We start from the raw sequence: 25,921 nt of genomic DNA on the forward strand, positions 1-25,921 counted from the left end.
CTACTTCTCTGTGCGGCGCCGCAGCAACGAGTGACTTAGCTTCGTAAAAACTCAAGCAAATCCGCGTTGATGACATCCGCATTCGTCGTCGGCATCCCATGGGGAAACCCTGCATAGGTCTTCAACGTGCCATTCTTCAACAGTTTTGCCGACAACGGCCCGGAATCTTCATACGGCACAATCTGGTCATCATCGCCGTGCATCACCAGCACGGGGATCGTGATGCGCCGCAAAGCCTCAGTAAAGTCCGTTTGCGAAAACGCCACAATCCCGTCGTAGTGGGCGATTGCGCAACCCATCATGCCTTGTCGCCACCAGTTCTGGATCACGCCTTCCGACGGTTTGGCACCCGGCCGGTTGTAGCCATAAAAAGGCCCCGATGGTACGTCGCGATAGAACTGCGCACGGTTGGCTTTGAGCTGCGCCTGCATGTCGTCGAACACCGACTTGGGCAAGCCGCCTGGATTGCTCGGTGTTTGCAGCATCAACGGTGGCACGGCGCTGATGATGGCGGCTTTGGATACGCGGTCTTCGCCGTGGCGGGCAATGTAGTGAATGACTTCGCCACCGCCGGTGGAGTGGCCCACATGGGCGGCGCCCTGTACACCAAGGTGGTTGACCACGGCGGCGACGTCGTCGACGTAGTGGTCCATGTCGTGGCCGTCCCAGACCTGGCTGGAGCGGCCATGGCCGCGGCGGTCGTGGGCGACGACGCGGTAACCGTTAGCCAGGAAGAACAGCATCTGCGCATCCCAGTCATCGGCGCTCAGTGGCCAGCCGTGGTGGAAGAAGACCACCGGGGCATCGCGTGGGCCCCAGTCTTTGTAAAAGATCTCAACGCCGTCCTGCGTAGTGACATACCCCATGTTCATCTCTCCAAAGTGATTGATCGGCCATCAACAGCAACGTGTTGATCGTGACCGGTTGAACAAAGTGCGGCTCAACCGATGGGCGGCCACGCTTGGCTGCCTGATCACTTGAGGTTTACAGTCCGCCTCAAGGTCAATGTGCGCGCGGAGTGGAACATGAGAATAGGCGAACTGGCGAAACTCAGCGGCTTGGCGCCATCGCGCATCCGTTTCTACGAAGCGAGCGGCCTGATCAAGTCGGTCACGCGCAAGGCCAACGGTTATCGGGACTATGCGCCGGAGGCAGCGGGGATGTTGCAACTGATCACGGGCGCACAGGCGGCAGGGTTTTCCCTGGAAGAAATCCGCCAATTGCTGCCGATGAACGCCGGCGGCTGGCAGCATGAGGCGTTGCTCGGTGGGCTCAAGCGCAAGGTCGAGGAAATCGAGGTGTTGCAGCAACGCCTGGCGCAGAATAAGGCCCAGTTGCTGCGGGTGATTGACGGCATCGAAGGCAAGCCTGAGGGCGTGGCGTGTGCGGACAATGCGCAGTTGTTGCTCAACCGCCTGCAGGATGAGCGCGAGAAAGCCGTGCATTGACCTGAAAAAAGCCATTGACCTTAAAGTTGGCTTTAATCTTATGGTGGTCCCACGCCAACTGAGGACTGCTCCATGAATCTGTTCGATCCCCTGTTATTACCCAACGGTTCGACCATCAATAACCGCATCGCCAAAGCCGCCATGGAAGAGAATATGGCAGACGCCGACCAGGCGCCTTCCGCCGATTTGCTGCGTCTCTACCAGGCCTGGGCCGATGGCGGTGCCGGCCTGATCATCACCGGTAACGTGATGGTCGACGGCCGCGCCATGACCGGCCCCGGCGGCGTGGTGTTGCAGGATGAACAGCAACTGGCCAAGTTCAAGCGCTGGGCGCAAGTGGGGCGCGCAGGTGGCGCGCAATTCTGGTTGCAGATCAATCATCCTGGCCGACAGATGCAGGCCAACCTGGGGCAACAGACCTGGGCACCCTCGGCGGTCGCCATGGACCTGGGCACGTTATCCAAACACTTCAGCCGACCCCAGGCGATGACCGCCGAGATGATTGCCGAGGTTATCCAGCGGTTTGCGCGCACCGCTCGCCTGGGCGAACAAGCCGGTTTTACTGGCGTGGAAATTCATGCGGCGCATGGTTATTTGTTGAGTCAGTTCCTCTCACCGTTGAGCAATCAACGCACAGACGCGTGGGGCGGCTCCCTGGAAAACCGCGCGCGGCTGTTGCTCGATATCGTCAAGGCGGTACGGGCGGTGGTTAGCAGGGAATTCGCGGTGGCGGTCAAACTCAACTCCGCGGATTTCCAGCGCGGCGGGTTTACCGCCGATGACGCCAAGCAGGTGGTTGAGTGGCTCAACGACTTGGGCGTGGACCTGGTGGAATTGTCCGGTGGCAGTTACGAAGCGCCCGCCATGCAGGGGGACGCGCGTGACGGCCGAACCCTGGCGCGTGAGGCTTATTTTGTTGAGTTTGCCCACGACATCCAGACGGTCGCCAGGATGCCGGTGATGGTCACCGGCGGTATCCGTCGACGCCCGGTGGCTGAAAGCGTGGTGCACAGCGGCGTGGACATGGTGGGCATCGGCACCGCGTTGGCGATTGATCCGCAACTGCCGCGTGCGTGGCTTGAAGGCAAAGACACAGCGCCCGAACTGCCGCCGATCACTTGGAAAAACAAAGCCTTCGCCTCCTTGGCCAATATGGCGCTGGTCAAGTTCCAGCTGCGCAAACTCAGCCAGCGCAAGCAGCCTGATCCCGGCGTATCACCGTTACGCGCATTGATCGAGCAGCAACTGGCCAACGCTTTGCGCACGCGGCAGTATCGCCGCTGGATCGCCAAGCGTAGCGCGTAGGCGGTGGTCAGGACGGGGTCAGTTGCGCCGCCGCAACCTTCACCCGCGTCGCGCGCCGCGCCATCACCCAGGCCAGCACCGGCGCCAGGGTAAACAGGGCAAACAACCACTGTGCCGCGTTGGCGATGCCGGCATTGCCGGTGGCGTCGTTGATACCCGCCACGTTGGAAATCACTCCCGCCAATGCCGCGCCCAGGGCCATGGCGAACAGCTGCAAGGTGGTGATCGACGCGGCGGCCGTGTCCTTGTCCTGCTCCGACGCCACTTGCAGGATGCGCGTCAGCAGGTGCGGCCAGCCCAGGCCGATGCCGAAACCGACCAGGAACAGCCCGAGGCAGATCGGCGCCAGCCGCGCCCATTCACCCAGGCTTTCCACTGGCGTGGTGACGGCTAGCAGCACCAGCCCGGCCACGATAAACAGCGGCCCCGCGAGGATGGCGCGCTGTGCGCTGCGGCCGCTCCAGCTGGAACTGAGGATTTCCGACACGGTCCAGCCGGCCGCCATCAGCGCCGCCATGTACCCGGCAACCAGCGGTGATTGACCATGCAGGTGTTGCAGAAAATACGGCATGAAAATCTCGCTGCTCATGCCGATCACCAGCAGGCAAGTGGTTGCATACAGCGCGCACAGTGGGGCGTCGAACTTCAGTGCGTCCTTGGGCAGCAGCCGTATGGTCGCGGTGGATTCGTGGCGGACCAGTGCATAGACCAGCACGGCGCACACTGCGATGCCCAGCAGGTTCCAGCTCGGCAGCGCCGAAACGCTGCCTGCGCACACGGCCAGCACGGCGGCAGCCAACAGCACCAGTTGTGGCACCGGCAAGCGGGTCGGCGTGCTCGCCGTGGCGTCGCGTGGCGGTAGCGCGCGGTGGGTGAGGACCATATAGGCAAGGCTTATCGGCACCATGGCGCCGAAGGCGAAACGCCAGGCATCCATCTCGGCGAACACGCCACCGACCGCCGGGCCGACCAAGGTAGCCACGCCCCACATGCCTGACACCAGCGCCATTGCTCGCGGCCACAGGCGCTCCTCAAACACCAGTTGGATCATCGAGTAACACAAGGCCAGCAACATGCCGCCGCCCAACCCCTGTATCAAGCGCCCGACCAGCATCACCGGCATGCTCGGCGCCAAGGCGCAGATCAGCACACCGACCATAAAGATCAACGTGGCGACGGTATACGCCAGCCGCGGCCCGGTGCGTTGCAGCAGCTTGGAAGTGAGGGCGGAGCCGAGGATCGAAGCCACCACATACAGCGTGGTGCTCCACGCATACAGCGCCAGCCCGCCGATTTCGGCGACCACCGACGGCAGAATGGTCGTGGCGATATAAGTGTTGGTGGCATACAACGCGATGCCGCCGGAAAGGGCGATAGAACGTGGGGCGTTCTTGCCCCGGAGCAACTCGCTCCAGCTGCTGTCTTGGGTGTGCATCGACGATTCCTTGTGCCGCTGTCCGGCTTGGGTTAGTTTGCCAAGCAATTGCTTTGAATATTGCGACGAGGCTGTTTATTTTGTCAAGAGATGACTTGGAATATTCGCCGGTGTCGCCGGCGGAGCGTTTGCTGCACCTGCTCAAGACCCGTGGGCCACAATTGGCCAGTGATGCCGGTGAGTTCCTCGGCACCACCGGTGAAGCGGCACGCCAGCAGTTGGTGAAGCTGGCCGCCAGTGGGTTGGTCGAGGCCCGCTCCGAGGTGCGTGGGGTAGGGCGCCCGACCCAGGTCTGGCAGCTCACGGCGGCGGGGCACGCGCGCTTTCCCGATACCCATTCCGAACTCACCGTGCAACTGTTGCAGACCGTGCGCGAGACCTTTGGTGAAGAGGCTATTGAGCGTTTGATTGACGTGCGCGAGCGCCAGACCCTGGCGTTGTATGAGCGTGAGATGCAGGGCGTCAGCGGCCTCAAAGCGCGGGTCGAGAAACTGGCGGCATTGCGCACGCGTGAAGGCTATATGGCCCAGTGCAGCGAGCAGCCGGATGGCGCCCTGATCCTGGTGGAGAACCACTGCCCGATTTGCGCGGCGGCTACTGCATGCCAAGGGTTTTGCCGCGCAGAATTGCAGGTGTTCGAGCAGGTGTTGCGTGCCAAGGTCGAGCGCGTGGAGCATATTCAGTTGGGCGCGCGGCGGTGTGCTTATCGGATTCACTGAACGCGCCACCGATTAAATGTGGGAGCTGGCTTGCCTGCGATAGCCATCGGTGTCAACACAGCTATTGAAGGTATCCACATTCCCCTGTGGCGAGCGGGCTTGCCCCGCGTTGGGCTGCGAAGTAGCCCTAAAATCAGGCGCTGCGTTTTTTCAGAAAGGACGCGGTGGCATTACTGGGGCCGCTGCGCAGCCCAACGCGGGGTAAGCCCGCTCGCCACAACAGCCCGTTCAGCCTGTAGCATCGCAGCGGTGCGACGATTCGGCACGTCAGCTCCCTTCTCCCAGTGCGACCGCCACCTCCTTGGCCACCTCGATAAACGCCCGCGCCGCCGAACTCTGGTACACCCCTTTGCGCTGCATCAACACCGCTGTGCGCTGCAGCCGCTGCGGCCCCAGTTCAATCGCGACCAACTCGGGATGCGCCCGTGCAATCGCGGCCGGCAATAGCGTCGACAGCGTGGTCCGGCGCACCACCTCGATCAGTGCGCCGATCACATTGGCCTCCATCACCACGCGCGGGCGGATGCCGTGTTGGTTGCAGTAGCGGTCGATCTGCTCGCGGGTGGCGAACGCCTTGCTGAGCAAGATCAGCGATTCGCTATTGAGCGCCTGCAGCCCAATGGCAGCCTCGCCCGCCAACGGGTGTTGGCTGCCGACCACCAACGCCAGGGTTTCCACCAGCAGCGGGTAGCTGTCGATGTCGGGTGCGTGCGCTTGATCAAAGGCAATGCCCACATCCAGCTCGTCAGCCAGCAACTGGTTCTCCATCTGCTCCTGGGCGACCTCGCGCACGTTCAGCGTGATGTTCGGATAGCGGCGGTGAAAGGTTTCCACCAGCGGCCCTACGAGGTAAGTGGTGAAGGTGGGCGTGACTGCAATCCTCAGCGTCCCACGGCTCAAATCACCCACGTCATGGATTGCACGCTGGCCTTCCTGCAGTTCCTGCGCCGCCCGTAACGCATAGCGCAGGTAAACCTCCCCCGCGTCGGTCAGACGGGTCTTGCGCCCTGAGCGGTCAAACAACTGCGCGCCGAGGCTCTCCTCCAACTGCCGCACTTGCTGCGACAGCGCCGGCTGCGAGACATGCAGGGCCGTCGCTGCCTTGGTAAAGCTCTGATGCTCTGCGACAGCAAGGAAGTAATGGATATGGCGCGCCAGCATGCTTGTACTCATAAGATTATCTGATGATCTTGATCATATATGAGACTTTTACCTTATTTAAGTGGCTGCGTAACCTTTGCTTCATCGCATCGCGAACCAAAGGAGTCACCCATGCAAGACATCATCGACGGTTTCCTGAAGTTTCAACGTAATGCCTTCCCCGAGCGTGCCGGCCTGTTCAAAGACCTGGCCAACCAGCAGAGCCCGCGGGCGCTGTTCATCTCCTGCTCCGACAGCCGCCTGGTGCCAGAGTTGGTCACGCAGCGCGAGCCGGGCGACCTGTTCGTGATCCGCAACGCCGGCAATATCGTGCCGTCCTACGGCCCCGAGCCCGGTGGTGTGTCGGCCTCGGTGGAGTACGCCGTCGCCGCCTTGCAAGTCAGCGACATCGTGATTTGCGGGCATTCCGATTGCGGCGCCATGACCGCCATCGCCACCTGCAAATGCCTGGACCACATGCCCGCCGTGGCCGGCTGGTTGCGCTACGCCGACTCCGGCCGGGTGGTCAACGAGGCCCGCCAGCATGTCGACCAGCACGCCAAAGTCGCCTCCATGGTGCGCGAAAACGTCATCGCGCAATTGGCCAATATCCAGACGCACCCTTCAGTGCGCCTGGCCCTCGAAGAAAAACGCGTAACGCTGCACGGCTGGGTCTACGACATCGAAAGTGGCTGCATCCAGGCCTTCGATGGCCGTACCGGCCAGTTCGTCGCCCTTGCCGACAACCCGACTGCGCGCGCCGTTTCCTACTAACACCTTCCTTTTTACCCACGGAGATAACCCCATGATCCAGTCGCAAATCAGCCAGACCACTCGCCTTGCCCTGACCGACGTCATCCTCTTGGCTAAAGCCCGCAAAGACCTGTCGTTCGCCCAGATCGCCGAAGGCACCGGCCTGCACGAAGCCTTCGTGACCGCCGCCTTGCTCGGCCAGCACCCACTGCCCGCCAGCGCCGCTCAAGTCGCTGCCGACACCCTGGGCCTGGATGCGGATGCCGTGCTCCTGCTGCAAACCATCCCGGTGCGCGGCAGCATCGGCAACGGCATCCCGACCGACCCGACCATCTACCGCTTCTACGAAATGATCCAGGTCTATGGCACCACGCTCAAGGCGCTGGTCCACGAGAAGTTTGGCGACGGCATCATCAGCGCGATCAACTTCAAGCTGGACGTCAAAAAGGTTGAAGACCCGGACGGTGGCTCCCGCGCCGTGATCACCCTGGATGGCAAGTACCTGCCGACCAAACCGTTCTGATCAGCTGAGTAACGGCCCGGCGCTGCAAGGCGCTCGGGCCACGGCAGCTATATGGAGGGTCGCAGTTATGGATTTGATTTTTCGTCATGTACGCATCGACGACGCACGGCCGCTGATGGATGTGGCAGTCAATAACGGCAAGATCATCGAGACCGCGCCGAACATTTCAGCCCACGCCCGGCAGGAAATCCAGGGCCACGGCAACGTGCTGATACCGGGTTTTGTCGAAGGGCACCTGCACCTGGAAAAAGCCCATGTCATGCACCGCAAGGCCAACCGTTCGGGCACGCTGAAAGAGGCGATTGCCGTCACGGCCGAACTCAAACCCACCTTGACCCGCGACGACATCCTCGATCGCTCCACTCAAGTACTGCGCGACCTGGTGCAAGCCGGCACTACCCACGTGCGCGCCCACGCCGAGTTCGACCCCGAGCAAGGGTTTACCGGCTTTGATGTGGTGCTGGAGTTGCGCGACAAACTACGCGACGTGATCGATATCCAGGTGGTCGCCTTTCCACAGGAAGGCATTCTGAAGCTACCGGGCATGCAGGCCATGATGGTCGAGGCCATGGAGAAGGGCGCCGACGTGGTGGGTGGCATTCCGTACAACGACAGCTCGGCGCACGCACACATCGACTATGTGTTCAGCCTGGCCCAGCGTTACGACAAGGATATCGACTTCCACCAGGATTTTGCCGACAACGCCGAGCACATGAGCATTGAATACCTGGCTCGCAAGACCATTGAACACGGCTATCAAGGCCGTGTGTGTGTCGGGCACCTGACCAGCCTGGGCGCCGTACCTGTGCACAAACAGCACGAAATCATCGCGCTGATCCGCGAGGCCGGCATCAGCGTAATGTGCCTGCCCGCCACCGACCTGCACCTTGGCGCACGCAACGATGGTCACAACGTGCGCCGCACCCTGGCGCCGGTGCGAGCCCTGCGTGATGGCGGCGTGAATGTGTGCCTGGCCACCAACAATATCCGCAACGCATTCACCCCGTTTGGCACCGGCGACTTGCTCAATATTGCGCAGTTGGCCATTCCCGCCTGCCACCTGGGCGGAGCGGATGATCAGGCCACGGTGTTGCCGATGCTCACGAGCAACCCGGCTAAAGCCTTGGGGCTTAAGCACTTTGGGTTAGCACCGGGCAAGGCGGCGGATCTGGTGTTGTTGGATACGCAAGCGGTGGGGGATGTGATTCTTGATCTGCCCGCGCGTCTGATGGTGCTTAAGCGCGGGAAGATTGTGGCGACGTCGGTGTGTCAGCGATCGGTGGTTTTCTGAGCGCTGTTCAACGTCAGAGGAAGTGCTGCATGGCGGCTATAGTGTGAATCCCCCCGCAGTATAAAGAGCTATGATGCCGTCAACGCAAAGCCTGTCAGCAATAGCGGCAGTATCGCGACTCTCTCGGTTCCCCACAGCGGTCTCCCATGCCTGTAGCACAGCCTGGGTATGCGGAGCCTGCAAATCGATAACGCTCTGACGAACAAGGATGTTTCCATGAAAAAGTTAGCGTCGGTTTCTGCCGATATTTTCCACAAGCACTACGCTGATAACGCCTATGTGAGCGCACATGGGGCAAAGTCCCTCGACCAGACGCATATCGTTACCTATACCCACTACAAACAGTTGCAGGGTGCCGGGTATTTTTTGAATGTTAATTTTATCGGAAAGTCCAAAGCACCCAGAGTAATTGTCGGTATTGGGGGGCTTGGCTTTGACTTGGACCGTGCCAAGTTCGAATACCAGCTAACAAAGTTTATAAAGTACCTGCCCGCGCATGTCGAGCTGTATGTTCATGCTGCGTGCCACGTGAAAATGCTCAGTTACGGTTCCGTGACAGTGTTGGGCTCACAGAATATTTCGTCGACGTCATTGCCGTATTTGGATGCGCAGGCGTCGCCGATCTCAAGACACCATGAGGTGCAAGTTGAATTTCAAGACGCTGATTTGACCTGCGCGCGGGCGATTTTTAATGAAATTTTATGCGACCCCAGCCTGCATATAAAGCTATCTAGAAAAAGTATTGCCACTGATATAGTTGAGCATTTACTTAAGGGGTTCAGCTACGAGGTTCATAAGAGAAATATGGAGCTTGCTAACGCCTTGGAGACATTTCTCGGTAAGGCTGAATTAATAGAGAAACGCCTGGTTTTTGTTCCGGGAGCTGTAGAAAATCGATGTTTGGTTTCGTTGGTTCAGCGCATTTATGCAGCTAAAGTGGTGACGGAAGATCATGTCGATGAGTTGTTTGAAGTTCTCTATGCTGACGTAGGTGACTTTCTGTTGGATGAGGAATTTACGGATGACGTGTTTGAGATATCCCGAACTATAGAGTCGGTCAATGAGGCGTCTTTACCGGAAAAGGATCAGGTGCTCCCTGTTCTTAGGTCTATCTACTCAAAGGAAATGCCGCTGGCTGAAGGTGAAGCATTTTCCGAGTTTATCGACGAACTCAAGAGCGTTATAGAGCACCATAACGTTACTGACGCTTTGGCATTTGCCAATCAACACCAGGAACGCTTGGTGCAGAAGATTATAGAGAGTCCGGACTACAAACAGCAGGCGATAATGGACGCCACGGATAATGATGGGAGTATGGTTGAAGGTCGCATTCGTGACGCGCTATTAGACGGTCGCATTGACTTTAGTGGGTACGAAATGGAGTTGAATCTGGCTCAGTTTATTTCGGCCTTGCACGCCGTTATTGAGTCAAGCTATCTCGCCGTTGTGTTTAATACCTTTGAGAGGATGGGTGAGATGCACGCTAAACTTCTCAATATTTATCAGCGTGAATTGGGTGCGTAAGAATATTGCAGTCGGCAGTTAATGCCCATTACCCCGGTGCAATGCGTTTTCTACCCCTCATTTTAGTTCCTACTGCTCCGAAAGATGGAGGGGAGCTTCGGTAATCCGAAAACTCCCCTCCATCGCGCGGTTCATGCCGTTGTGCACCTTGGCGAGCAATTCATTGGATAGCCTGTCCTTTAATGGCGAGCTGTCTGCCCCAGAAACCCCGTAATCAACCCCACCACCTGTTGCTGAATCACCGCCCGTGGCCGCCCACCCTCGCCATCGCGGCAAATCATGCCATCGCCCGGCGAGCTTTCTTCAATCAACGCGATCGCGCCCGGTTTGCAGATCGACATAAAGCTGAAGTGCGTGGCGTCGCTGATTTCCACGTACTGCGTCGTGGCTTTTGGCAGGCGCTTGACCAGGTCGGCGGATTCCAGGTTGGGGTCCATATCCTCGGTTGGCACGCCCCCCGCGATGACCAGCGCGGGCACCTTGAATGCCGCCAGGCTGGCGTCGGTCATGCCGCGTGACAGGCCCAGATCCAGAGACACGATGGCGGTGACGCGCTTGTCGCTCAAGTCCGCAGCCAGACGCGCTTTGCCGTCGGGTGTCGCGGCGGGGTTCATCTCGTGGTAGCCGATGCAACCGCCCAGCTTTGGGTGGGCGGCGCAGTCGCGGGTGAACAGGTCAGGATCGAAGCGCGCGCCGGCGATTTCCAGTACGGTCCAGCCGCCAAGGGAATGGCCGACAGCAGTAATGTGTTGGTTCGCCACCGCGCCAAACTGTTGCGGTTGAGCCAGCACGGCGTCGATAGCGCGGGTCAGGTCGGCCGGGCGTTGCCATAGCTGTGCGGCGGCTTGCGGGTTGCGGTCCTTGGTGGTGGTGCCGGGGTGGTTGACCGCCGCGACGATGTAACCTTTGTGCGCCAATGCACTGGCCAGCCACACCTGCTTGCCCCAGTTGCCGCCGTGACCGTGGGACAGCACCACCAGCGGATGCTCGCCCGCAGCCGGCGGCGCGTCGGGCACGGCGAGGGCGCCGATGAAGACCGCGTTGTCGGCGATCAGCTTGGGTTTGGCTGAGGTGGTAGCGGGGTACCACACCACCAGCTCCAGTGGGCGATTGTTGTGCGCATCGGGCAGGGTGGTGGTTTTGAAACCGACCGAGCTTTCGTCGGCGAAAGCGGGGGCGGCCAGGCAGAGCAGGAACAGCGCGCGTAGAGCGGTTTTCATTGTTTTTATCGTCCTTGATTTAGGTAGCGAATCATCACCTGAAACCCTGTGGTCTGCACATCCCCTGTTTGCAGTTAATACCCGCCCCGTTGGGGATCGTTTCGCTAGCCCGTTCGTCTGTCAGTGTTTGAGATTAATCGCCTGTGCCACCTTGGTATTGGCCAACCCAGCCCCATAACTACCCTCGTATCCACTGAGGGCGCAGACCATGACCAACCCAACCGAAACCGCCATCCTTGCCGGCGGCTGCTTCTGGGGCATGCAAGACCTGTTGCGGCGCTATCCTGGTGTACTCAGCACGCGTGTCGGCTACACCGGCGGCGATGTGCCGAATGCCACGTACCGCAACCACGGCAACCATGCCGAAGCCATCGAGATTGTGTTTGACCCGGCGGTGATCAGTTATCGGCAGATTCTGGAGTTCTTTTTCCAGATCCATGACCCGAGCACGCCTAACCGCCAGGGCAACGACACGGGGCCCAGCTATCGCTCGGCGATTTATTACTTGAGTGACCAGCAGCGCGACATTGCCGAAGATACGGCGGCCGACGTGGACGCGTCGAAGCTGTGGCCGGGCCGTGTGGTCACTGAGATTCAGCCGGCAGGGCCATTCTGGGAGGCGGAGCCTGAGCACCAGGATTATCTGGAGCGGATACCGAATGGGTATACCTGCCACTTTATTCGGCCGAACTGGAAGCTGCCGAAGCGGGCTTGAGGGCCGCCGAGATGATCGTTGCAAAATGTGGGAGCTGGCTTGCCTGCGATTACAGTGTGTCAGTCAATAAATTAGTTAACTGATCCTCCGCCATCGCGGGCAAGCCCGCTCCCACAGGGTTTTGTGTTTGATCGTTAGCCGGCGGCCTCGCGTTCCAGCAGCTTGTCCATCAACAGCACCCCCAACTCACTCAACTGGTGAATCGCCAGGGCCACGTCGCGCTGTTTTCCGGTCAAGTCTTCTGACAGGTCGAGCAGCAAGGCGGTGACCGAGGAAAAGGTTTCGTAGCTGTTGGTGATCAGGGTTTCGTTGCTGGCGTCGGCCGCGACGTTGAACAGCGAAGGCGGTGGCGTAGCCGGGTCGGCTTTTGGATTGAGGTAGTGATCAATTGCTCGATGCGCGGCCTGATTGAGTTTCAGGTCCGGTTCGCTGGGAGGGTTCGGCGTTATTTTGAACATGTGTGTTGTACCTGATTAGGGCCGACACCTTTTCGCTACTAAACGAAAGGGTGGCAGCTGTGCACAGGTTAGTAGACCGGGGAAACACACAAAGCCGGCGCGCCCGAGGACGCCCTGCGCACAGCCACCATCAAGCACAGACAAAAACATCTGAGAGATGAGGCTCATGCACTTTATGTTGTCACTCGGGCTACTAAACCCGATCACTGAGTTGTCAGCGACCGAGCAACCTTAGAGACGCCCACCACAGCGCACAAGCCGGCGGATTCTGACGCAAGCGTAGGCAATGGAGCAAGGCGCTGTGGCTTCGGACTTTCCTGTTTCAGGCTTCGTTGTAGGACATGAGCCTTACGCCGAACAAAATGTGGGAGCTGGCTTGCCTGCGATTACGGTGTGTCAGTCAATAAATTAGTTAACTGATCCTCCGCCATCGCGGGCAAGCCCGCTCCCACAGGGTTGATCGTTCCCACGCTCCGCGTGGGAATGCCGCCTCAGACGCTCCGCGTCCAGCCGTCGACGCCTATTTTAAGGCCTGCGCAATGTGACGCGGAGCGTCACGGGATGCATTCCCACGCGGAGCGTGGGAACGATCATGCGGGTGCTGTGTTGGGTGGTTGATCAGGCTTTGGCTACGCCCACACGCCACTGCGCTGGCGGCAGAAGCCCATTCACCAGGTAATTACCCACGATCCGCGACTTGTACACCCGCGGGTTATGGTTCGCCAACGTGCGCGCATTGCGCCACAACCGGTCCAGAGCCTTGTTGCTGGCCGTGGCGCTGGCGCCCAATGCATCGAACAACCCGGTGGTCGCCGCCAGTGTTGCATCCACCACGGGATTGACCGCCAGGCACACCTCCAATTCCGCCAACGCAACCTGCGAGTCGTCATCCTGCAGCGGCCGGTCTCGCGCAATCACATACTGCGCTGTCTGGTCCAGGCGCTGCGCCGCGTGCTGGGTGATGGCTTGTGCGGCGTAGGCTTGACTGGCGACTTCGCCAATCACTTGCAGCAATTGCACATCCTGGGCAGCGGTGTCGGCGTTGCCGGTGGTGAAGGTGCGGGCGCGCTGGCTGAGTTCGGCGGCGCCGCTGAGTGCGGCGCGGCGGGCGATGCCGGCCAGGGTGGCAAGGTGGTAGATCTGGTAGAACGACTGGCCATAGGCGAAGCGTTGGGTGGTGGGGCGCACATCGTCATCCACCACCGGTGCGTTGTCGAAGAGGCAGGTGCCGCTGGCGGTGAGGCGTTGGCCGAAGCCATTCCAGTCGTCGATGATCTGCACACCGGGCGCCTTGAGGTCGACCACCAGGCTGTACACCACACCGTCTTCGCCGGTGGCCACGGTGTTGATCAGGTCACTGTAGAGCGCGCCGGTGGTGTAGAACTTTTTGCCGCTGATGCGCAGTGTGCCATCGGTGTGGCGGTGCAGGCGGGTGCCGAAATCGCCACGGGCCTGGTTGCCGACTTCGGTGCTGCCTGGGGAAAGCAGGGCGCCTTGGCCGAGGCGGTCGAGCCATTGGGCGCGCCAGTCACGGTCTTTGGCACACAGCACGTCTTCGCAAAAGCCAAAATGCCCACGCAGTGCCTGGGTGATGTTGGAGTCGGCGGCGGAAAGCTCTGTCAGCAGCGCAAGCAGTTCAGCGAAGGTCGCGCCTTGCCCGCCGTAACTGACTGGCAATCGCCAGCGTGGCAAACCCAGAGCGTTGAGCTGTTGGATCACTGTCGCCAGGCTGGCGCGTGTCTGATCCGCCTCGGCAGCGTGTGCAAGGATCTGCGCAAACAGCGGGCGAAACGGAGCGGCCAGTTGTTCGTAACGGGCGGAGGGCGCAGTGCCCCAGATATTCAATACGGGAGTCGACATGCAATGGACCTTGCAGAAAGGGTTTCAGACGCGGGGTCCAGTGGTCTGGTGGCGTCACCCTAACTCAGTGGGCAGCAAACTTTTAATACGAAAAATAGCTAACCCACTGTTCGGCGGTTCTATCGATAGTGCACAACAGTATTAAACCCGGCGCTTTTATTGCGTTAGCTTCTACGGGCGCCACGCTCGGCGACTGCCAAAACCCTTCCCTCATTGCCAGACTGCACGCCCACAGATGGTTGAGTCAGCCATTAACTGTGTGGATTCCTCCTATGATCAATCGTCGTAACTTGCTAGCCGTGCTGGGCCTGGCCTCGCTGACACTGCACGGCCCATCGGTGTGGGCGGCAGCGCCGCAGACCCTGACGGTGGGTGACCAGTTCTTCTCCAATCGCATCGTCCTGGAGCTGTCCGGCGAGCTGAAAGACCTGCCGTATCAAATCGACTTCAAGCGCTTCAATACCGGCTCCCCGGTGGCCTCGGCGGTCGCCAGTGGCGCGCTGGACGTGGGCATTGTCGGCGATACGCCGGTGATCAGCCTCGCCGCCAATGGCGCGCCGGTGAAAGTGGTCGCCAGCACCCAGACCAGCCTCGATGGCGTGGGCATTGTGGCGCGCAAAGGCATCCATTCGGTGGCCGAGCTCAAAGGCAAAACGGTGGCGATCTGGAACGGTTCGTGGAGCCAGCAACTGGCCTACAAGGCCCTGGATGAGGCCGGTGTGCCGCGCAGCAGCGTGACCTTCAAATACCTGCTGCCGGCCGAAGCCAGCCTGGCGCTGAGCCAGGGCGACATCGATGCCTTCGGCACCTGGGAACCCTACGTGTCGTTGCAGGAGAAAGAGGGCAGCACCCTGATCCGCAATGCCAAGGGCCTGATGAGCGCGCCGACCTACATCGTTGCGTATGAGCCGGCGCTGGCGCAGAAACGCGCGATTATCAAAGATTTTGTGGCGCGTCTCACCCGTGCGCGGGTGTGGAGCAGCAGCCACGTTGATGAGTATGCCCAGGCGTGGTCGAAGGCCAACCAATCTGCACCGGAGATTGCCAAGGTGTGGTTCAAGCGTGATGCGATCAAGGTGCTGCCGATCTCCCCGACCATTGTCGGCGAAGCCCAGGCCACGGCGGATTTCCTGGTCGATGCGCAGATGCTCAAACAGCCTTATGACGTGACGCCCTTGTTTGATCAGGCCCTTTAAACGCGGACGAAACACGCGCTAATAGTCTCGGGCGCCTGTTGATACGGGGGCTGAGCTAGGGTTTTTGGTTCCGGTTGGCGCCGGAACAAAAAATTCACTAGCATCAGTATGGAGTAGCCAGTAGGCTACAGGTGAGACTTTGACCAATTCGATCGGCAGGACGCCGGAGTTTGATACATGGCTCGACGGTATGAAGGATCTATGGGGCAAAACGGCGGTGCTGACTCGCCTGGACCGCGCCGAAGAAAACAATTTTGGCGATTGCGAGCCGGCCGGTGACGGCCTGAGTGAAATGCGTGTATTCGTCGGGCCTGGCTACAGGATTTATTTTGTACGCACGGGCATCACGGCCTACCTGATGCTGTGGGGCAGTGATAAAACCGACCAAAAAAGAGGCATAAAGCGGGCAAAAGAGATTCTCGATGCCCTGAGAGGTAAATGAAATGAGTAACTCGACATTCAAACCCGAGGACATGCCGATCCTCGATCTTGATACATCCGGCACCAGCGTCTACGAAGCTTCGCGCTTCCTCGACAGCCCGGAAATCATCAGTGCTTATCTGGCACAAAGCATGAAGTCCCAGGACCCGCAGATCCTCATGAAGGCGCTGGCTGAAGTCGCCAAGGCCCAGGGTGTGAACAAGGTGGCCGAGGCGGCGGGGGTCAATCGCGAGAGTCTGTATAAAACCCTGAAGGGCGGCTCTAAAACACGTTTTGAAACGATCAAGAAGCTGATGCTGGCGTTAGGCGTTGAGCTGACTGTGCAGCCCGTTGCAGCTGGCGCGAGCAAAAAAATGCCGCGGCACAACGGACAATAATCAGCAACTGTCAGTTTTCACAGTATCTTTCTCCTTGAAGTCATGGTCTTGTCACACGCTGATGCGAACGTTCCCTAGCCAAAAAACACACGGCACCGGACCGCGCCTGAGTTGTACTTCAAGGAGATTTAATCATGAGGGTCGTGACCTCAGGCTCTGCTTATCTGGATATAGACGCTTACGCTTGTTGCATAGCCTACGCTGAACTGCTGAATCACCAAGGTGTTCAAGCGCGTGCGGTCAGCAGTGCGCCACTCAATTTCAGCGTTTGTGCCAGTGTGCTCGGTTGGAAGGCCTCGCTGGACGATTACCAACCCGGCGCCGACGATGAGTTCGTGTTGGTGGATGTCTCCGACTACCATCATTTTGACCCGGTCGTGGTACTCGATCAGGTGTGCGAAGTGATTGACCATCATCCAGGCTTTGAAATCCACTGGGCGCAGAAGCTGGGTGCGGATGCTGATATCCGGCCAATCGGTGCTGCGGCAACGCTGGTTTTCCAGCGTTGGGAAAGGTCCGGCCTGCTGCCGCAGATCAGCCGGCACAGCGCTGCGTTATTGGCCACGGCGATTCTGGACAATACCCTGAACTTCACCGGAAAAATGACCGCATCCCTGGATATCTGGGCCTACGAGGTGCTGGCGCGGCGGGCGGGGCTGACGGCGGATTGGCCGCAGCGTTATTTCAGCGAATGCCAGGCTGCGATCGAAGCCGACCTTGAGGTCGCCCTGGCGGCTGATATGAAACACATGACGGCCACGCGCAACCTGCCGCAGCTCATTGCGCAAATGACGGTGTGGGATGCGCAGGGGTTGCTCCAGCGGCATCACGCAGCCATTGAACAATGGCTGGCGGCGCAAGGTGAGGACTGGCTGTTGAACGCTATCAGCATCCGCGAGCGCAAGAGCTATTGGTTGGCCGAGCCTTCTCTCAGCCAGCAGAAGCTGAGCCTGCTGCTGTCGCTCGATTGGCAAGGTACACAGGCCGTGCTTGGGCGTGCGATGCAGCGCAAGGAGCTGGTGAAGCTGGCCCTGGCTGCCGCACGCGAAGACCTCAGCGTACGAGGCAAGGCCGTTTGTTGTTGAAGGCCCAGCCCGGTATCAAAAACTGCATCGCCACGCTGTCGTCCCGCGCCCCAAGGCCCATGCCTTTGTACAGTTCGTGGGCCTTGGCCACGGCATCCATATCGATCTCCACGCCCAGGCCCGGTTTGCTCGGCACCTTGACGTAGCCGCCCTCGATTTTCAGCGGTTCCCGGGTCAGGCGTTGGCCGTCCTGCCAGATCCAGTGGGTGTCGATCGCAGTGATGTCGCCCGGCGCGGCGGCGGCCACCTGGGTGAACATCGCCAGGGAAATATCAAAGTGGTTATTGGAGTGCGAGCCCCAGGTCAGGCCCCACTCATTGCACATCTGCGCCACGCGCACCGAGCCTTGCATCGTCCAGAAGTGCGGGTCGGCCAGGGGAATATCCACCGACTGCAGCTGGATCGCGTGGCCCATTTCACGCCAGTCGGTGGCGATCATGTTGGTCGCGGTTTTAAGCCCGGTGGCACGGCGGAATTCGGCCATGACCTCGCGGCCCGAGTAGCCGTTTTCTGCGCCACAGGGGTCTTCGGCGTAGGCCAGCACGTGGTGTTGATCGCGGCATAGGCGGATCGCTTCTTTCAGTGACCATGCGCCGTTCGGGTCGAGGGTGATGCGTGCGTCCGGGAAGCGCTCGGCCAAGGCCGTCACCGCTTCGATTTCTTCATCGCCACTCAATACGCCGCCTTTGAGCTTGAAGTCGTTGAAGCCGTATTTGGCTTTGGCGGCTTCGGCCAGGCGCACCACGGCCTCGCTGGTCAGGGCTTTTTCATGGCGCAGGCGGAACCATTCGTCATCGGCGTCCGCCTCGTTGCGGTAGGCCAGGTCGGTGGCCGTGCGATCACCGACATAGAACAGGTAGCCGAGCATTTTTACTGCGTCACGCTGTTGGCCTTCGCCCAGCAGGGCGGCTATGGGCACTTCGAGGAATTGACCGAGCAGGTCGAGCAGGGCGGCCTCCATGGCGGTGACGGCGTGGATGGTGATGCGCAGGTCGAAGGTTTGCAGGCCACGGCCGGCAGCGTCCCTTGATGCAAAGGTGGTGCGCATCTGGTTGAGGATGCGCTGGTACTGGCCGATGGGTTGGCCGATCACCAGGCTGCGGGCGTCCTCCAGGGTTTCGCGGATGCGCTCGCCACCGGGCACTTCACCGACACCGGTGTTGCCCGAACTGTCCTTGAGGATCACGATATTGCGGGTAAAAAATGGCCCATGGGCGCCGCTCAGGTTCAGCAGCATACTGTCGTGGCCGGCGACGGGAACGACTTGGAAATGGGTGACGACGGGCGTGGTCATGGCAGGATCCTAATAAGCTTAAAGAGGTTTGCTGATAGCGGTGCCTGTTGCTGCAACGCTCGGCGGCGCCAGCACGGCAGAAGGCGAAGTCTTGGCAAAAAACACCAGGATGGCCGCCAGCACCGAGGTGCCGGCCAGGCCATACAGGCCGCCCTGGATCGAGCCGGTGGTCTGCTCCAGAAAGCCGAAGGTCGTAGGCGCCACGAAGCCGCCCAGGTTGCCGATGGAGTTGATCAGCGCGATCACGGCAGCGGCGATGCGCACATCCAGGTAACCCTGTGGGATTGGCCAGAACAGCGAGGACGCGGACTTGAACCCGATGGCCGCAAAGCAGATCGCGACAAAGGCGAAGATCGGCCCGCCGGTGGTGGACATGAACATGCCGGCGGCGGCGATCAACAGCGCGGCGGCGACCCAGGCTTGCTGGAACTTGAACTTGCCCGACAGCGCGGCGAAGGCGTACATGGCGATGATCGAGATCAGCCACGGGATCGAGTTGAAGAAGCCGACCTGCACGTCGCTCAGATCGCCCATCTTCTTGATGATGCTAGGGAGCCAGAAGGTCGCGGCGTAGATCGTCAGTTGGATGCAGAAGTACAAGGCGCAGAACAGCAGGATCTGGCGGTCCTTGAGCAGCTTGGCAATGGTCGGTTTGATGGTGGTCAGCGCCTCACGCTCGCGCTGTTCCTGGTCAATGGCGCCCACCAGCGCGTCCTGTTCTTCGCGGGTCAGCCATTGGGCGTCGTGGGGTTTGGAGTCGAGCCAGAACCACACAAAAAAGCCCAGCGCCACTGAAGCCAGGCCTTCGATGGCAAACATCCATTGCCAGCCGTGAAACCCGAACCCTTCTATCTGCAGAAGTGCTCCCGACAGCGGGCCGGAGATCAGCGACGCAACCGCCGAGCCACTGAGGAAAATGGCGATGGCTTTACCGCGCTCCACGCCGGGCAGCCAGCGCGTGAAATAGTAAATCACCCCAGGGAAAAACCCCGCCTCGGCCACGCCCAGCAGAAAGCGCAGGACGTAGAACTGGGTTTCGTTCTGGATGAACGCCATCAGCGTGGCGACGATGCCCCAGGTGAACATGATGCGGGTCAGCCAGATGCGCGCACCGACCTTTTGCAGCAGCATGTTGGAGGGCACTTCAAAGAGCGCGTAGCCGATGAAAAACAACCCGGCGCCCAAGCCGTAGGCGGCCGCGCCGATACCCAGGTCATGCTCCATGTGTGTGCGCACGAAGCCGATATTGACCCGGTCGATGTAGTTGAGAATAAACATGATCACGAACAGTGGGAGCACGTGGCCCTTCACTTTGCTCACGGCGCGCGTGAGGACCGAATCACTTTCTGGAGCGGCAGATGCGTGGTTTGAATTGTTCACAATTAAAAAACTCCCCCTGATTTATTTTTATGCGGGTTTGCGTGTTTTGTTGCCAGACATCATACAAGTGGTTTTCTTGAGTTCGCAATGCACCTGCAACTGTTTTTGTTCTTATAAGGCTGCTGATTGGTTGTGTGTTTTGGTTATTTTTCTAGCGTTTGTTGAGTGTATAGATCGATCGGCGATGTAGTTATCGCGATCTTTACCTTCACGCACGGCCCGCAAGGGCCAGCGAGCATTGCGTCATTCTGGTTGGTTGTCATACAAGTTGTGAGCTTTATGAATCAAGCCAGCGCCTACTCGGGGCAGGGTGTTAAGCTCCCCTCAGCCAACCCCGTGGACCCATAGTGATGCCCATTGAAAGCGCAAACCCTGTGCGTAAACGTTCCAATAACCTCGCCCAAGGTGTGGTCGAGGCGCTGACCCAGCGCATCCTGCTGGGCCAGCTCAAACCCGGTGAAAAATTGCCGTCCGAGTCCAGCATCGTGCTGGAGCATGGCGTGAGCCGCACAGTGGTGCGCGAGGCGATCTCCAAGCTGCAGGCGTCGGGGCTGGTGGAGACGCGTCACGGCATCGGCACCTTTGTGTTGGTGCAGCACGCCCAGCAAGGTTTGCGTTTGCATGTGGACACGGTCGCCAGCGTGCGTAACATGCTCGAGCTGCGCTTGGGCCTGGAGGTGCAAGCCGTGGCTTTGGCCGCGCTGCGCAGGAGCGACGAACAGCTCGCACACATGCGCCAGGCGCTGGACGATTACCAGGCCTCGCTGGCCAGCAACGACAGCTGTGTGGAGGAGGACAAGCGCTTTCATCAACTGATCGCCGAGGCCACCGGCAATACCTTTTTTACCGAAATCATGCTGCACCTGGGCAGTGCGATGATCCCGCGCACCCAGGTCAAGGGCGTCGAACGCGGCGGGGCCGACTTCGCCAAGCTGGGGCAGTTGGCGAACCTTGAGCATGAGGCGATCTTCAATGCCATCAAGCGCCAGGACCCGGACGCGGCGCGGGCCGCCATGGTGCTGCACCTGACCAACAGCCGGGACCGGTTTTCCGGGGAATGACAAGGAACCACCGTTGAACGAACACACATTGTCCATGCGCCTGGAGCGCGTGGCCGCCAACGTGCCCGCTGGCGCGCGCCTGGCCGACATCGGCTCGGACCACGGCTACCTGCCGGTGGCCTTGATGCGCCGTGGCGTGATCACGGCAGCGGTGGCGGGGGAAGTGGCGACCACACCCTTTTACGCAGCCCAACGCACCGTGCGCGACAATGGCCTGGAGCAACACATCAGCGTGCGCCTGGCCGATGGCTTGGCAGCGATTGAACCGGGCGATGGGATCACCGCGATCAGCGTCTGTGGCATGGGCGGCGAGACGATCCGCGACATCCTCGACAACGGCAAGGTGCACCTCAGCGGCCAGGAACGCCTGGTCCTGCAACCCAATGGTGGCGAGCAACCCTTGCGCCAATGGCTGATGGACAACGGCTATCGCATCCTCAGCGAAGAGTTGCTGCGGGAAAACCGCTTTTACTACGAGATCATCGTGGCCGAGCGCACAGGCGCCGTGACCTATACCGATCAGCAGCTGTACTTTGGCCCGTTGCAAATGCAAGCCCGCAGCCCGGAGTTCCTGGCCAAGTGGCAGCGGATGCTGCGCCAGAAGCACAAGACCCTGGCCAGTTTTGAGCAGGCACGCCAGTCGGTGCCGGAGCAAAAACTGCAAGAAATTGCCCGGCAGGCGCGGTGGATTACCGAGCTGCTGGCGTGAAGTGACTTGTAACTTTTCCTACGCATGTGCAAGGATCTGCCCATGACTCAATTTTCGCAAAGCAACCGCCATCATCCCCACGGACCTTGCTTCAGGTGCCGTGGTTGCTTGCGCTCACTGATTGACCAGACCCACTGATCACTCAATGAACCCCACCCAAGGCGCCTATGGCGCCTTTTTTATTGCCTGCAAACACTGGAGATTCAACGCATGACAATGCTACGTGGAACCCGAATGGTCACCGGCAAAGAAGCCGCAACGATGCGTGAAGTAGAGGGCCGTTTCCGGAGCTATCTTCATCGAAGCGGGCGCTGAAGAAGTCATCGTGCCGGCTCTTTGGGGCCAGGACACGTTTATCGAAAAAACCGGCGGCAGTGAAATCATCGGGCAGATGTGGGCCTTCGATGACAAGGCGGGCCGCAAGTGCTGCCTGATCCCGGAAGCCACTGCGCTGTTCCAGGAGCGCAACGCCGACTTGCTCGAGGGGCGCGCGGCGGCGATGTTTTTTTACGTGGCGCGGTGTTATCGCTATGAGCGGCCGCAAGCCGGCCGTTATCGTGAGTTCACTCAACTGGGGCTGGAGATTCTAAGCCCTGACCCTGGGTTGGCGTTGCAGCGCAGCCAGGCCCTGTGTACTGGGTTTCTGGACACGCTGGGGCTCGACTATGCGCTGAACCTGGCCGTGAAACGTGGGCTGAGTTACTACCTGGAGGGCAACGGCTTTGAGGTGCGCTGCCCGACATTGGGTGCGCAACAGCAAGTCGTGGGCGGCGGGGCTTACCGTGAAGGCGCGGGCTTCGGTATCGGGCTTGAGCGGTTGGTGCTGGCGTTGGCGTGAAGCACCAGGCGTCTCCCAGTGGGAGGCGCCTGCTTTGCTGGCCTCGAATATGCTCCAGTAGCCGCCTTCTTTTGCTGACCCAGGAACCCTGCCATGGCCGAGACCACCGACCAAGCCTTCTACGACCGCGCAGATGCGCATATCGAACTGTCGAACGAGCAGCTCAAGACCTGTGAAAACCTCGGTGAGGTCAGCGCCTCGATGATGTTCGGCACCACGCGCTTCAATGCCTGGGCCAGCGCCCGCAACTTCAAGTCCGGCGCCGAGATGGCCGAGGCCCGTGAGGCGATGCTGAAGTATTTCTGTGATCAGTACAGGATGATGCTTGAGGATAACCTGGATGATCACATCAATAATTTCAGTCAGTACATGCGGGTGAAAGTGGCGGATTAAGAGGGTGGTGGGGGAGGGGCTGTGAGCTTGGCAGCCCCAGCGGATGCCATCGCAGGCAAGCTGGCGCCCACAGTTACCGTTTCACTCTCGTCATTGAGTGTTTTTGCCCCATTTTTGCGCACGCCCGCGCACTTTTTGATTGCCGCACCGCCTATCTCCGGCCCCTCCTGCAACGGCCCGTATCTTGCTAGAACCAAGCTAATCAATGACATGGCATTTTGCTTCTAGTCATTTCCAGCTTGTTTTTGGGAGCGGTCGGCCATGCACACTCTTTTATCACCCGGTATCCATTTGCTCGGCCGTCTCGGTTTTGCGCGCAAATTCCAGGTGCTGTTTTTCCTGTTCATGCTGCCCCTGGCCGGGAGCCTCTGGATGATTGGCTCGGACTATCGCGGCAAATTGAACGTGATTACCAGCGAGCAGTCCGGCGTGCACCAACTGTTGGCCCTGGACACGCTCGATGGCCAATTGACTGCGCAGCGCAACCTGGCCGCGCGCTGGAAAGCATTGGATATCCTCCACACCCCAACCCCTGCCGCCCAGGCTGCAATGGACAAAGTGGATGCAGGCAACCCGATGATTATGCAAAGCCTGCAAGGCTTGGGTGAAGCACTCAAAGCCCGCAACGCCAGCGCCGACACGCTTGCGCGGTTTGAGGCATTGCAGGCGGCGGTCAAGGGCATGGACACCCAGTCCCTGCGCACCGTGGGCTGGTGGCCGGACGGCTACGACCGTTTCACTGCTGCGTTGACGGCGCTGCAAACCTTGCGCGAGCAAATCACTCTGGATACTGGCCTGATCCTCGATCCGTGGCTGGAAACCTACCTGCTGATGCAGATCTCCACCCAGCAAACCCCGGACCTGATCGAGCGCATCGGTCGTACGGCCAGCGTCGGCCAGTCGTCCATCGCTTCGGGGCAGTTCACCTTGCAAAGCCGCTTGCAGATGCGCGACCTGCGCGGCCGTATTGGCGATGCACGTGACCAATTGGCCAAGGCCGCCGCTTCGCTCAAAGCCAAGCAATATCCTGGGATCGAGCCGTGGACGGCGCAATATGACAGCAGCCTGCTGCTTCTGGATAACGAACTAAAAACCTTGGATGAAGGCGTGTTTGGCGGCACCATCAAATTGGACACCGCCGCCTTCGACCGCAGCGTCGACAGCATGTTGGGCGCGTTGGGGGCGTTGCGCAGCCAGTCGCTTAACTCACTGGATGCGCGCCTGAGTGACTACCGCGAGCGCTCGCTCCAGCACTTTATTCCGGTGGCGGCGACGTTCAGCCTGCTGGCCCTGGCCGCGTTGTACTTGTTTACCTGTCTGCAAGCCTCGATTCGCCGCAGCGCCAGTGGCATCACCACACTGGCCGAGTCGTTGCGCGACGGTAACCTGTGCGTGGAGGTGGCGGTGGAAGGCCGTGACGAACTGGCGGCCATCAGCCGGGCGCTCAACGTTGCCGTGGTGCAATTGCGCACCAGCCTGCTGGGCGTCAATCACGAAACCCAGCAACTCGGTTCTGCCGTACTCACACTTAACGCGCAGTCAGGCAGCACCCTCACCGAGGTGGAAGACCAGCAACACCAAATCAGCCAGATTGCGGCCGCCGCGACCCAATTGGCCGCCACCTCCATGGGCGTGGCCAAGAGTTGCGAACAGGCCTCGGGCAGCGCGCAGCACACAAGGCGCATCGCCGAAGACAGCAGCCGCGACAGCCAGCGCACCACGGCAAGCATCCAACAGCTCAACCAGCGCCTGACCGACACCGCCAACGCCCTGGAACAGGTCAGCCAGCAGGGCCAGCAGATTCAGTCGGTGGTCGACACCATTCGCGGCATCGCCGAACAGACCAACCTGCTGGCGCTCAACGCGGCCATCGAGGCTGCGCGTGCGGGCGAGCAGGGCCGTGGGTTTGCCGTGGTGGCCGATGAAGTGCGCAGCCTGTCGCAACGCACCCAGGCGTCCACCGCACAGATCGCCGGCACCGTGGACAGTTTGCGCGCGACTGTCAGCCAGGCGGTCAGCCTGATGGGCGCGGCGTGCGACCAGGCATTGACCGACGCCGAATCCGTCACCGGCCTGGGCACCCGCCTGGGCGAAATTGCCGGTGCGGTGCAACACGTCACCGACACCCTGGCGCAGATCGCGGCAGCGGTGGAAGAACAGGCTGCAACGGCGGATGAGGTCAGCGGCAATATCCAGCAGGTCGACCAGGCGGCAGGGCGCTTGCTGGACGGCGCACGGGCGGTGAATCAGGCGGCGGATACCTTGCGCAAGGGCAGCCGGGCGCTGAGTGATAACACGGCGCGCTTTCGATTGGGCTGAGGCGCGGGCAGGTCAACAATATTTACCGCAGATACGCTCGGGCTGCGTCTCATGCTGAGGGTTCATTCCATCAGTATGAGGACCGTGCCCATGAGCACGCCGAGCCCTACATCCGCGTCACCGACGTTTCAGGAAATTCGTACACACCTGCTTGAGATCGACCCGAGCCTGCGCACGCAAACCCGGGAGCCTGTCGTATTACCTGCCGAACTGCATGCGCTGGAACAACTGAACACCACCCTGATCAGCGCCAACAACGTCCTGTTGGCGAGGTCACGCAGCTTGTTCGAGGCATTGACGGAGGCAGATCTCAGCCAAGCGGCCGGCAAGACGTTGCTTGCTCAACTCAAAACCGACTTGGACAAGCACCTGCTAGGCCTTGACGAAGTCAGCACGGTGGGCATTCAAGGCCGCAAGAGCTACCTCACCCAGGCGGC

At 60.2% G+C, this 25,921-nt stretch carries 25 protein-coding genes; 17 read left to right on the forward strand and 8 right to left on the reverse strand.

Going from position 1 to position 25,921, the window contains the following annotated elements; translation table 11 throughout:
• Positions 1 to 35: 35 nt before the first annotated feature.
• Positions 36 to 866 (reverse strand): alpha/beta fold hydrolase, encoded by an 831-nt coding sequence (locus tag GIW28_RS23925; RefSeq protein WP_236446951.1) that lies wholly within the window; start codon positions 864 to 866, stop codon positions 36 to 38.
• A gap of 159 nt (positions 867 to 1,025) precedes the next feature.
• Between GIW28_RS23925 and GIW28_RS23930 the strand changes: the two genes are divergently transcribed.
• Positions 1,026 to 1,448 (forward strand): MerR family transcriptional regulator, encoded by a 423-nt coding sequence (locus GIW28_RS23930; RefSeq protein WP_017136978.1) that lies wholly within the window; start codon positions 1,026 to 1,028, stop codon positions 1,446 to 1,448.
• Between the two features lie 72 nt (positions 1,449 to 1,520).
• Complete coding sequence (locus GIW28_RS23935) at positions 1,521 to 2,753, forward strand: NADH:flavin oxidoreductase/NADH oxidase family protein (RefSeq protein WP_236446948.1); 1,233 nt, start codon at positions 1,521 to 1,523, stop codon at positions 2,751 to 2,753.
• A 7-nt stretch (positions 2,754 to 2,760) separates the two neighbouring features.
• Here the strand turns inward: GIW28_RS23935 and GIW28_RS23940 are convergent, their stop codons facing one another.
• Positions 2,761 to 4,188 (reverse strand): MFS transporter, encoded by a 1,428-nt coding sequence (locus GIW28_RS23940; RefSeq protein ID WP_169984739.1) that lies wholly within the window; start codon positions 4,186 to 4,188, stop codon positions 2,761 to 2,763.
• Positions 4,189 to 4,283: 95 nt separating this feature from the next.
• Between GIW28_RS23940 and GIW28_RS23945 the strand changes: the two genes are divergently transcribed.
• Complete coding sequence (locus GIW28_RS23945) at positions 4,284 to 4,907, forward strand: helix-turn-helix transcriptional regulator (RefSeq protein WP_218172180.1); 624 nt, start codon at positions 4,284 to 4,286, stop codon at positions 4,905 to 4,907.
• 267 nt (positions 4,908 to 5,174) lie between these two features.
• On the opposite strand, the gene cynR is transcribed toward GIW28_RS23945, so the two are convergent.
• Entirely contained in the window at positions 5,175 to 6,068 is an 894-nt protein-coding gene (gene cynR, locus GIW28_RS23950; protein WP_236458931.1) for a transcriptional regulator CynR, read from the reverse strand.
• A gap of 111 nt (positions 6,069 to 6,179) precedes the next feature.
• Here cynR and GIW28_RS23955 point away from each other — a divergent pair, with 111 nt between their 5' ends.
• The 4 genes from GIW28_RS23955 (at position 6,180) to GIW28_RS23970 (ending at position 10,138) form a co-directional block, all read left to right on the forward strand.
• Complete coding sequence (locus GIW28_RS23955) at positions 6,180 to 6,821, forward strand: carbonic anhydrase (protein ID WP_017136973.1); 642 nt, start codon at positions 6,180 to 6,182, stop codon at positions 6,819 to 6,821.
• Between the two features lie 31 nt (positions 6,822 to 6,852).
• Positions 6,853 to 7,323: a cyanase gene (cynS, locus tag GIW28_RS23960; RefSeq protein ID WP_236447897.1), complete on the forward strand. Its 471-nt coding sequence runs from the start codon at positions 6,853 to 6,855 to the stop codon at positions 7,321 to 7,323.
• Positions 7,324 to 7,390: 67 nt separating this feature from the next.
• On the forward strand, positions 7,391 to 8,614 hold the full coding sequence (locus GIW28_RS23965; RefSeq protein ID WP_170037900.1) for an amidohydrolase family protein: 1,224 nt from the start codon (positions 7,391 to 7,393) through the stop codon (positions 8,612 to 8,614).
• A gap of 216 nt (positions 8,615 to 8,830) precedes the next feature.
• Positions 8,831 to 10,138, forward strand: a complete 1,308-nt coding sequence (locus tag GIW28_RS23970) for a hypothetical protein (protein WP_236447898.1) — start codon at positions 8,831 to 8,833, stop codon at positions 10,136 to 10,138.
• Positions 10,139 to 10,317: 179 nt separating this feature from the next.
• Here GIW28_RS23970 and GIW28_RS23975 read toward each other — a convergent pair whose 3' ends face one another.
• Positions 10,318 to 11,358 (reverse strand): alpha/beta hydrolase family protein, encoded by a 1,041-nt coding sequence (locus GIW28_RS23975; RefSeq protein ID WP_236447899.1) that lies wholly within the window; start codon positions 11,356 to 11,358, stop codon positions 10,318 to 10,320.
• Between the two features lie 208 nt (positions 11,359 to 11,566).
• Here GIW28_RS23975 and msrA point away from each other — a divergent pair, with 208 nt between their 5' ends.
• Positions 11,567 to 12,073, forward strand: coding sequence for a peptide-methionine (S)-S-oxide reductase MsrA (gene msrA / locus GIW28_RS23980; RefSeq protein ID WP_017136968.1), 507 nt, complete (start codon positions 11,567 to 11,569; stop codon positions 12,071 to 12,073).
• Between the two features lie 134 nt (positions 12,074 to 12,207).
• Here msrA and GIW28_RS23985 read toward each other — a convergent pair whose 3' ends face one another.
• The gene (locus GIW28_RS23985) at positions 12,208 to 12,531 is read right to left on the reverse strand and encodes a DUF6124 family protein (RefSeq protein ID WP_017136967.1); all 324 of its coding nucleotides are present in this window, start codon (positions 12,529 to 12,531) and stop codon (positions 12,208 to 12,210) included.
• Positions 12,532 to 13,149: 618 nt separating this feature from the next.
• Positions 13,150 to 14,391, reverse strand: a complete 1,242-nt coding sequence (locus tag GIW28_RS23990) for an acyl-CoA dehydrogenase family protein (RefSeq protein ID WP_170037904.1) — start codon at positions 14,389 to 14,391, stop codon at positions 13,150 to 13,152.
• Positions 14,392 to 14,663: 272 nt separating this feature from the next.
• Here GIW28_RS23990 and GIW28_RS23995 point away from each other — a divergent pair, with 272 nt between their 5' ends.
• From GIW28_RS23995 to GIW28_RS24010, 4 genes are all read left to right on the forward strand, one after another.
• Positions 14,664 to 15,587 (forward strand): ABC transporter substrate-binding protein, encoded by a 924-nt coding sequence (locus tag GIW28_RS23995; protein ID WP_236447246.1) that lies wholly within the window; start codon positions 14,664 to 14,666, stop codon positions 15,585 to 15,587.
• Positions 15,588 to 15,726: 139 nt separating this feature from the next.
• The gene (locus GIW28_RS24000) at positions 15,727 to 16,029 is read left to right on the forward strand and encodes a type II toxin-antitoxin system RelE/ParE family toxin (RefSeq protein WP_017136964.1); all 303 of its coding nucleotides are present in this window, start codon (positions 15,727 to 15,729) and stop codon (positions 16,027 to 16,029) included.
• Position 16,030: 1 nt separating this feature from the next.
• Positions 16,031 to 16,405: an addiction module antidote protein gene (locus GIW28_RS24005; RefSeq protein ID WP_138451474.1), complete on the forward strand. Its 375-nt coding sequence runs from the start codon at positions 16,031 to 16,033 to the stop codon at positions 16,403 to 16,405.
• Positions 16,406 to 16,539: 134 nt separating this feature from the next.
• Positions 16,540 to 17,490, forward strand: a complete 951-nt coding sequence (locus GIW28_RS24010; RefSeq protein ID WP_017136962.1) for a DHH family phosphoesterase — start codon at positions 16,540 to 16,542, stop codon at positions 17,488 to 17,490.
• Here the strand turns inward: GIW28_RS24010 and gudD are convergent.
• Together gudD and GIW28_RS24020 are read right to left on the reverse strand one after the other, a co-directional pair.
• Positions 17,459 to 18,784, reverse strand: a complete 1,326-nt coding sequence (gudD, locus tag GIW28_RS24015) for a glucarate dehydratase (protein WP_138451478.1) — start codon at positions 18,782 to 18,784, stop codon at positions 17,459 to 17,461. The genes GIW28_RS24010 and gudD overlap by 32 nt on opposite strands.
• Before the next feature lie 18 nt (positions 18,785 to 18,802).
• Positions 18,803 to 20,164, reverse strand: a complete 1,362-nt coding sequence (locus tag GIW28_RS24020; protein ID WP_138451480.1) for an MFS transporter — start codon at positions 20,162 to 20,164, stop codon at positions 18,803 to 18,805.
• Between the two features lie 350 nt (positions 20,165 to 20,514).
• Here GIW28_RS24020 and GIW28_RS24025 point away from each other — a divergent pair, with 350 nt between their 5' ends.
• From GIW28_RS24025 to GIW28_RS24045, 5 genes are all read left to right on the forward strand, one after another.
• The gene (locus tag GIW28_RS24025; RefSeq protein WP_099548970.1) at positions 20,515 to 21,225 is read left to right on the forward strand and encodes a FadR/GntR family transcriptional regulator; all 711 of its coding nucleotides are present in this window, start codon (positions 20,515 to 20,517) and stop codon (positions 21,223 to 21,225) included.
• A gap of 13 nt (positions 21,226 to 21,238) precedes the next feature.
• A complete protein-coding gene (locus tag GIW28_RS24030) occupies positions 21,239 to 21,934 on the forward strand; it encodes a tRNA (adenine(22)-N(1))-methyltransferase (RefSeq protein WP_138451483.1) in 696 nt (231 codons plus the stop codon).
• Positions 21,935 to 22,226: 292 nt separating this feature from the next.
• On the forward strand, positions 22,227 to 22,772 hold the full coding sequence (locus GIW28_RS24035) for an ATP phosphoribosyltransferase regulatory subunit (RefSeq protein WP_026013702.1): 546 nt from the start codon (positions 22,227 to 22,229) through the stop codon (positions 22,770 to 22,772).
• Between the two features lie 93 nt (positions 22,773 to 22,865).
• Complete coding sequence (locus tag GIW28_RS24040; RefSeq protein WP_017136956.1) at positions 22,866 to 23,165, forward strand: DUF3144 domain-containing protein; 300 nt, start codon at positions 22,866 to 22,868, stop codon at positions 23,163 to 23,165.
• Positions 23,166 to 23,426: 261 nt separating this feature from the next.
• Positions 23,427 to 25,484, forward strand: coding sequence for a methyl-accepting chemotaxis protein (locus tag GIW28_RS24045; protein ID WP_236447247.1), 2,058 nt, complete (start codon positions 23,427 to 23,429; stop codon positions 25,482 to 25,484).
• The last annotated feature ends 437 nt before the right edge of the window (positions 25,485 to 25,921 follow it).

Source organism: Pseudomonas sp. PA-5-4B (assembly GCF_021606215.1).
Taxonomy (GTDB): Bacteria; Pseudomonadota; Gammaproteobacteria; order Pseudomonadales; family Pseudomonadaceae; genus Aquipseudomonas; species Aquipseudomonas edaphica.

Bases quoted from the DNA above. Each gene is read 5' to 3' on its own strand.
- GIW28_RS23925 (WP_236446951.1), bottom strand. From the start codon at position 866: ATGGGGTATGTCACTACGCAGGACGGCGTTGAGATCTTTTACAAAGAC.
- GIW28_RS23930 (WP_017136978.1), top strand. From the start codon at position 1,026: ATGAGAATAGGCGAACTGGCGAAACTCAGCGGCTTGGCGCCATCGCGC.
- GIW28_RS23935 (WP_236446948.1), top strand. From the start codon at position 1,521: ATGAATCTGTTCGATCCCCTGTTATTACCCAACGGTTCGACCATCAAT.
- GIW28_RS23940 (WP_169984739.1), bottom strand. From the start codon at position 4,188: ATGCACACCCAAGACAGCAGCTGGAGCGAGTTGCTCCGGGGCAAGAAC.
- cynR (WP_236458931.1), bottom strand. From the start codon at position 6,068: ATGCTGGCGCGCCATATCCATTACTTCCTTGCTGTCGCAGAGCATCAG.
- GIW28_RS23955 (WP_017136973.1), top strand. From the start codon at position 6,180: ATGCAAGACATCATCGACGGTTTCCTGAAGTTTCAACGTAATGCCTTC.
- cynS (WP_236447897.1), top strand. From the start codon at position 6,853: ATGATCCAGTCGCAAATCAGCCAGACCACTCGCCTTGCCCTGACCGAC.
- GIW28_RS23965 (WP_170037900.1), top strand. From the start codon at position 7,391: ATGGATTTGATTTTTCGTCATGTACGCATCGACGACGCACGGCCGCTG.
- GIW28_RS23970 (WP_236447898.1), top strand. From the start codon at position 8,831: ATGAAAAAGTTAGCGTCGGTTTCTGCCGATATTTTCCACAAGCACTAC.
- GIW28_RS23975 (WP_236447899.1), bottom strand. From the start codon at position 11,358: ATGAAAACCGCTCTACGCGCGCTGTTCCTGCTCTGCCTGGCCGCCCCC.
- msrA (WP_017136968.1), top strand. From the start codon at position 11,567: ATGACCAACCCAACCGAAACCGCCATCCTTGCCGGCGGCTGCTTCTGG.
- GIW28_RS23985 (WP_017136967.1), bottom strand. From the start codon at position 12,531: ATGTTCAAAATAACGCCGAACCCTCCCAGCGAACCGGACCTGAAACTC.
- GIW28_RS23990 (WP_170037904.1), bottom strand. From the start codon at position 14,391: ATGTCGACTCCCGTATTGAATATCTGGGGCACTGCGCCCTCCGCCCGT.
- GIW28_RS23995 (WP_236447246.1), top strand. From the start codon at position 14,664: ATGATCAATCGTCGTAACTTGCTAGCCGTGCTGGGCCTGGCCTCGCTG.
- GIW28_RS24005 (WP_138451474.1), top strand. From the start codon at position 16,031: ATGAGTAACTCGACATTCAAACCCGAGGACATGCCGATCCTCGATCTT.
- GIW28_RS24010 (WP_017136962.1), top strand. From the start codon at position 16,540: ATGAGGGTCGTGACCTCAGGCTCTGCTTATCTGGATATAGACGCTTAC.
- gudD (WP_138451478.1), bottom strand. From the start codon at position 18,784: ATGACCACGCCCGTCGTCACCCATTTCCAAGTCGTTCCCGTCGCCGGC.
- GIW28_RS24025 (WP_099548970.1), top strand. From the start codon at position 20,515: ATGCCCATTGAAAGCGCAAACCCTGTGCGTAAACGTTCCAATAACCTC.
- GIW28_RS24040 (WP_017136956.1), top strand. From the start codon at position 22,866: ATGGCCGAGACCACCGACCAAGCCTTCTACGACCGCGCAGATGCGCAT.
- GIW28_RS24045 (WP_236447247.1), top strand. From the start codon at position 23,427: ATGCACACTCTTTTATCACCCGGTATCCATTTGCTCGGCCGTCTCGGT.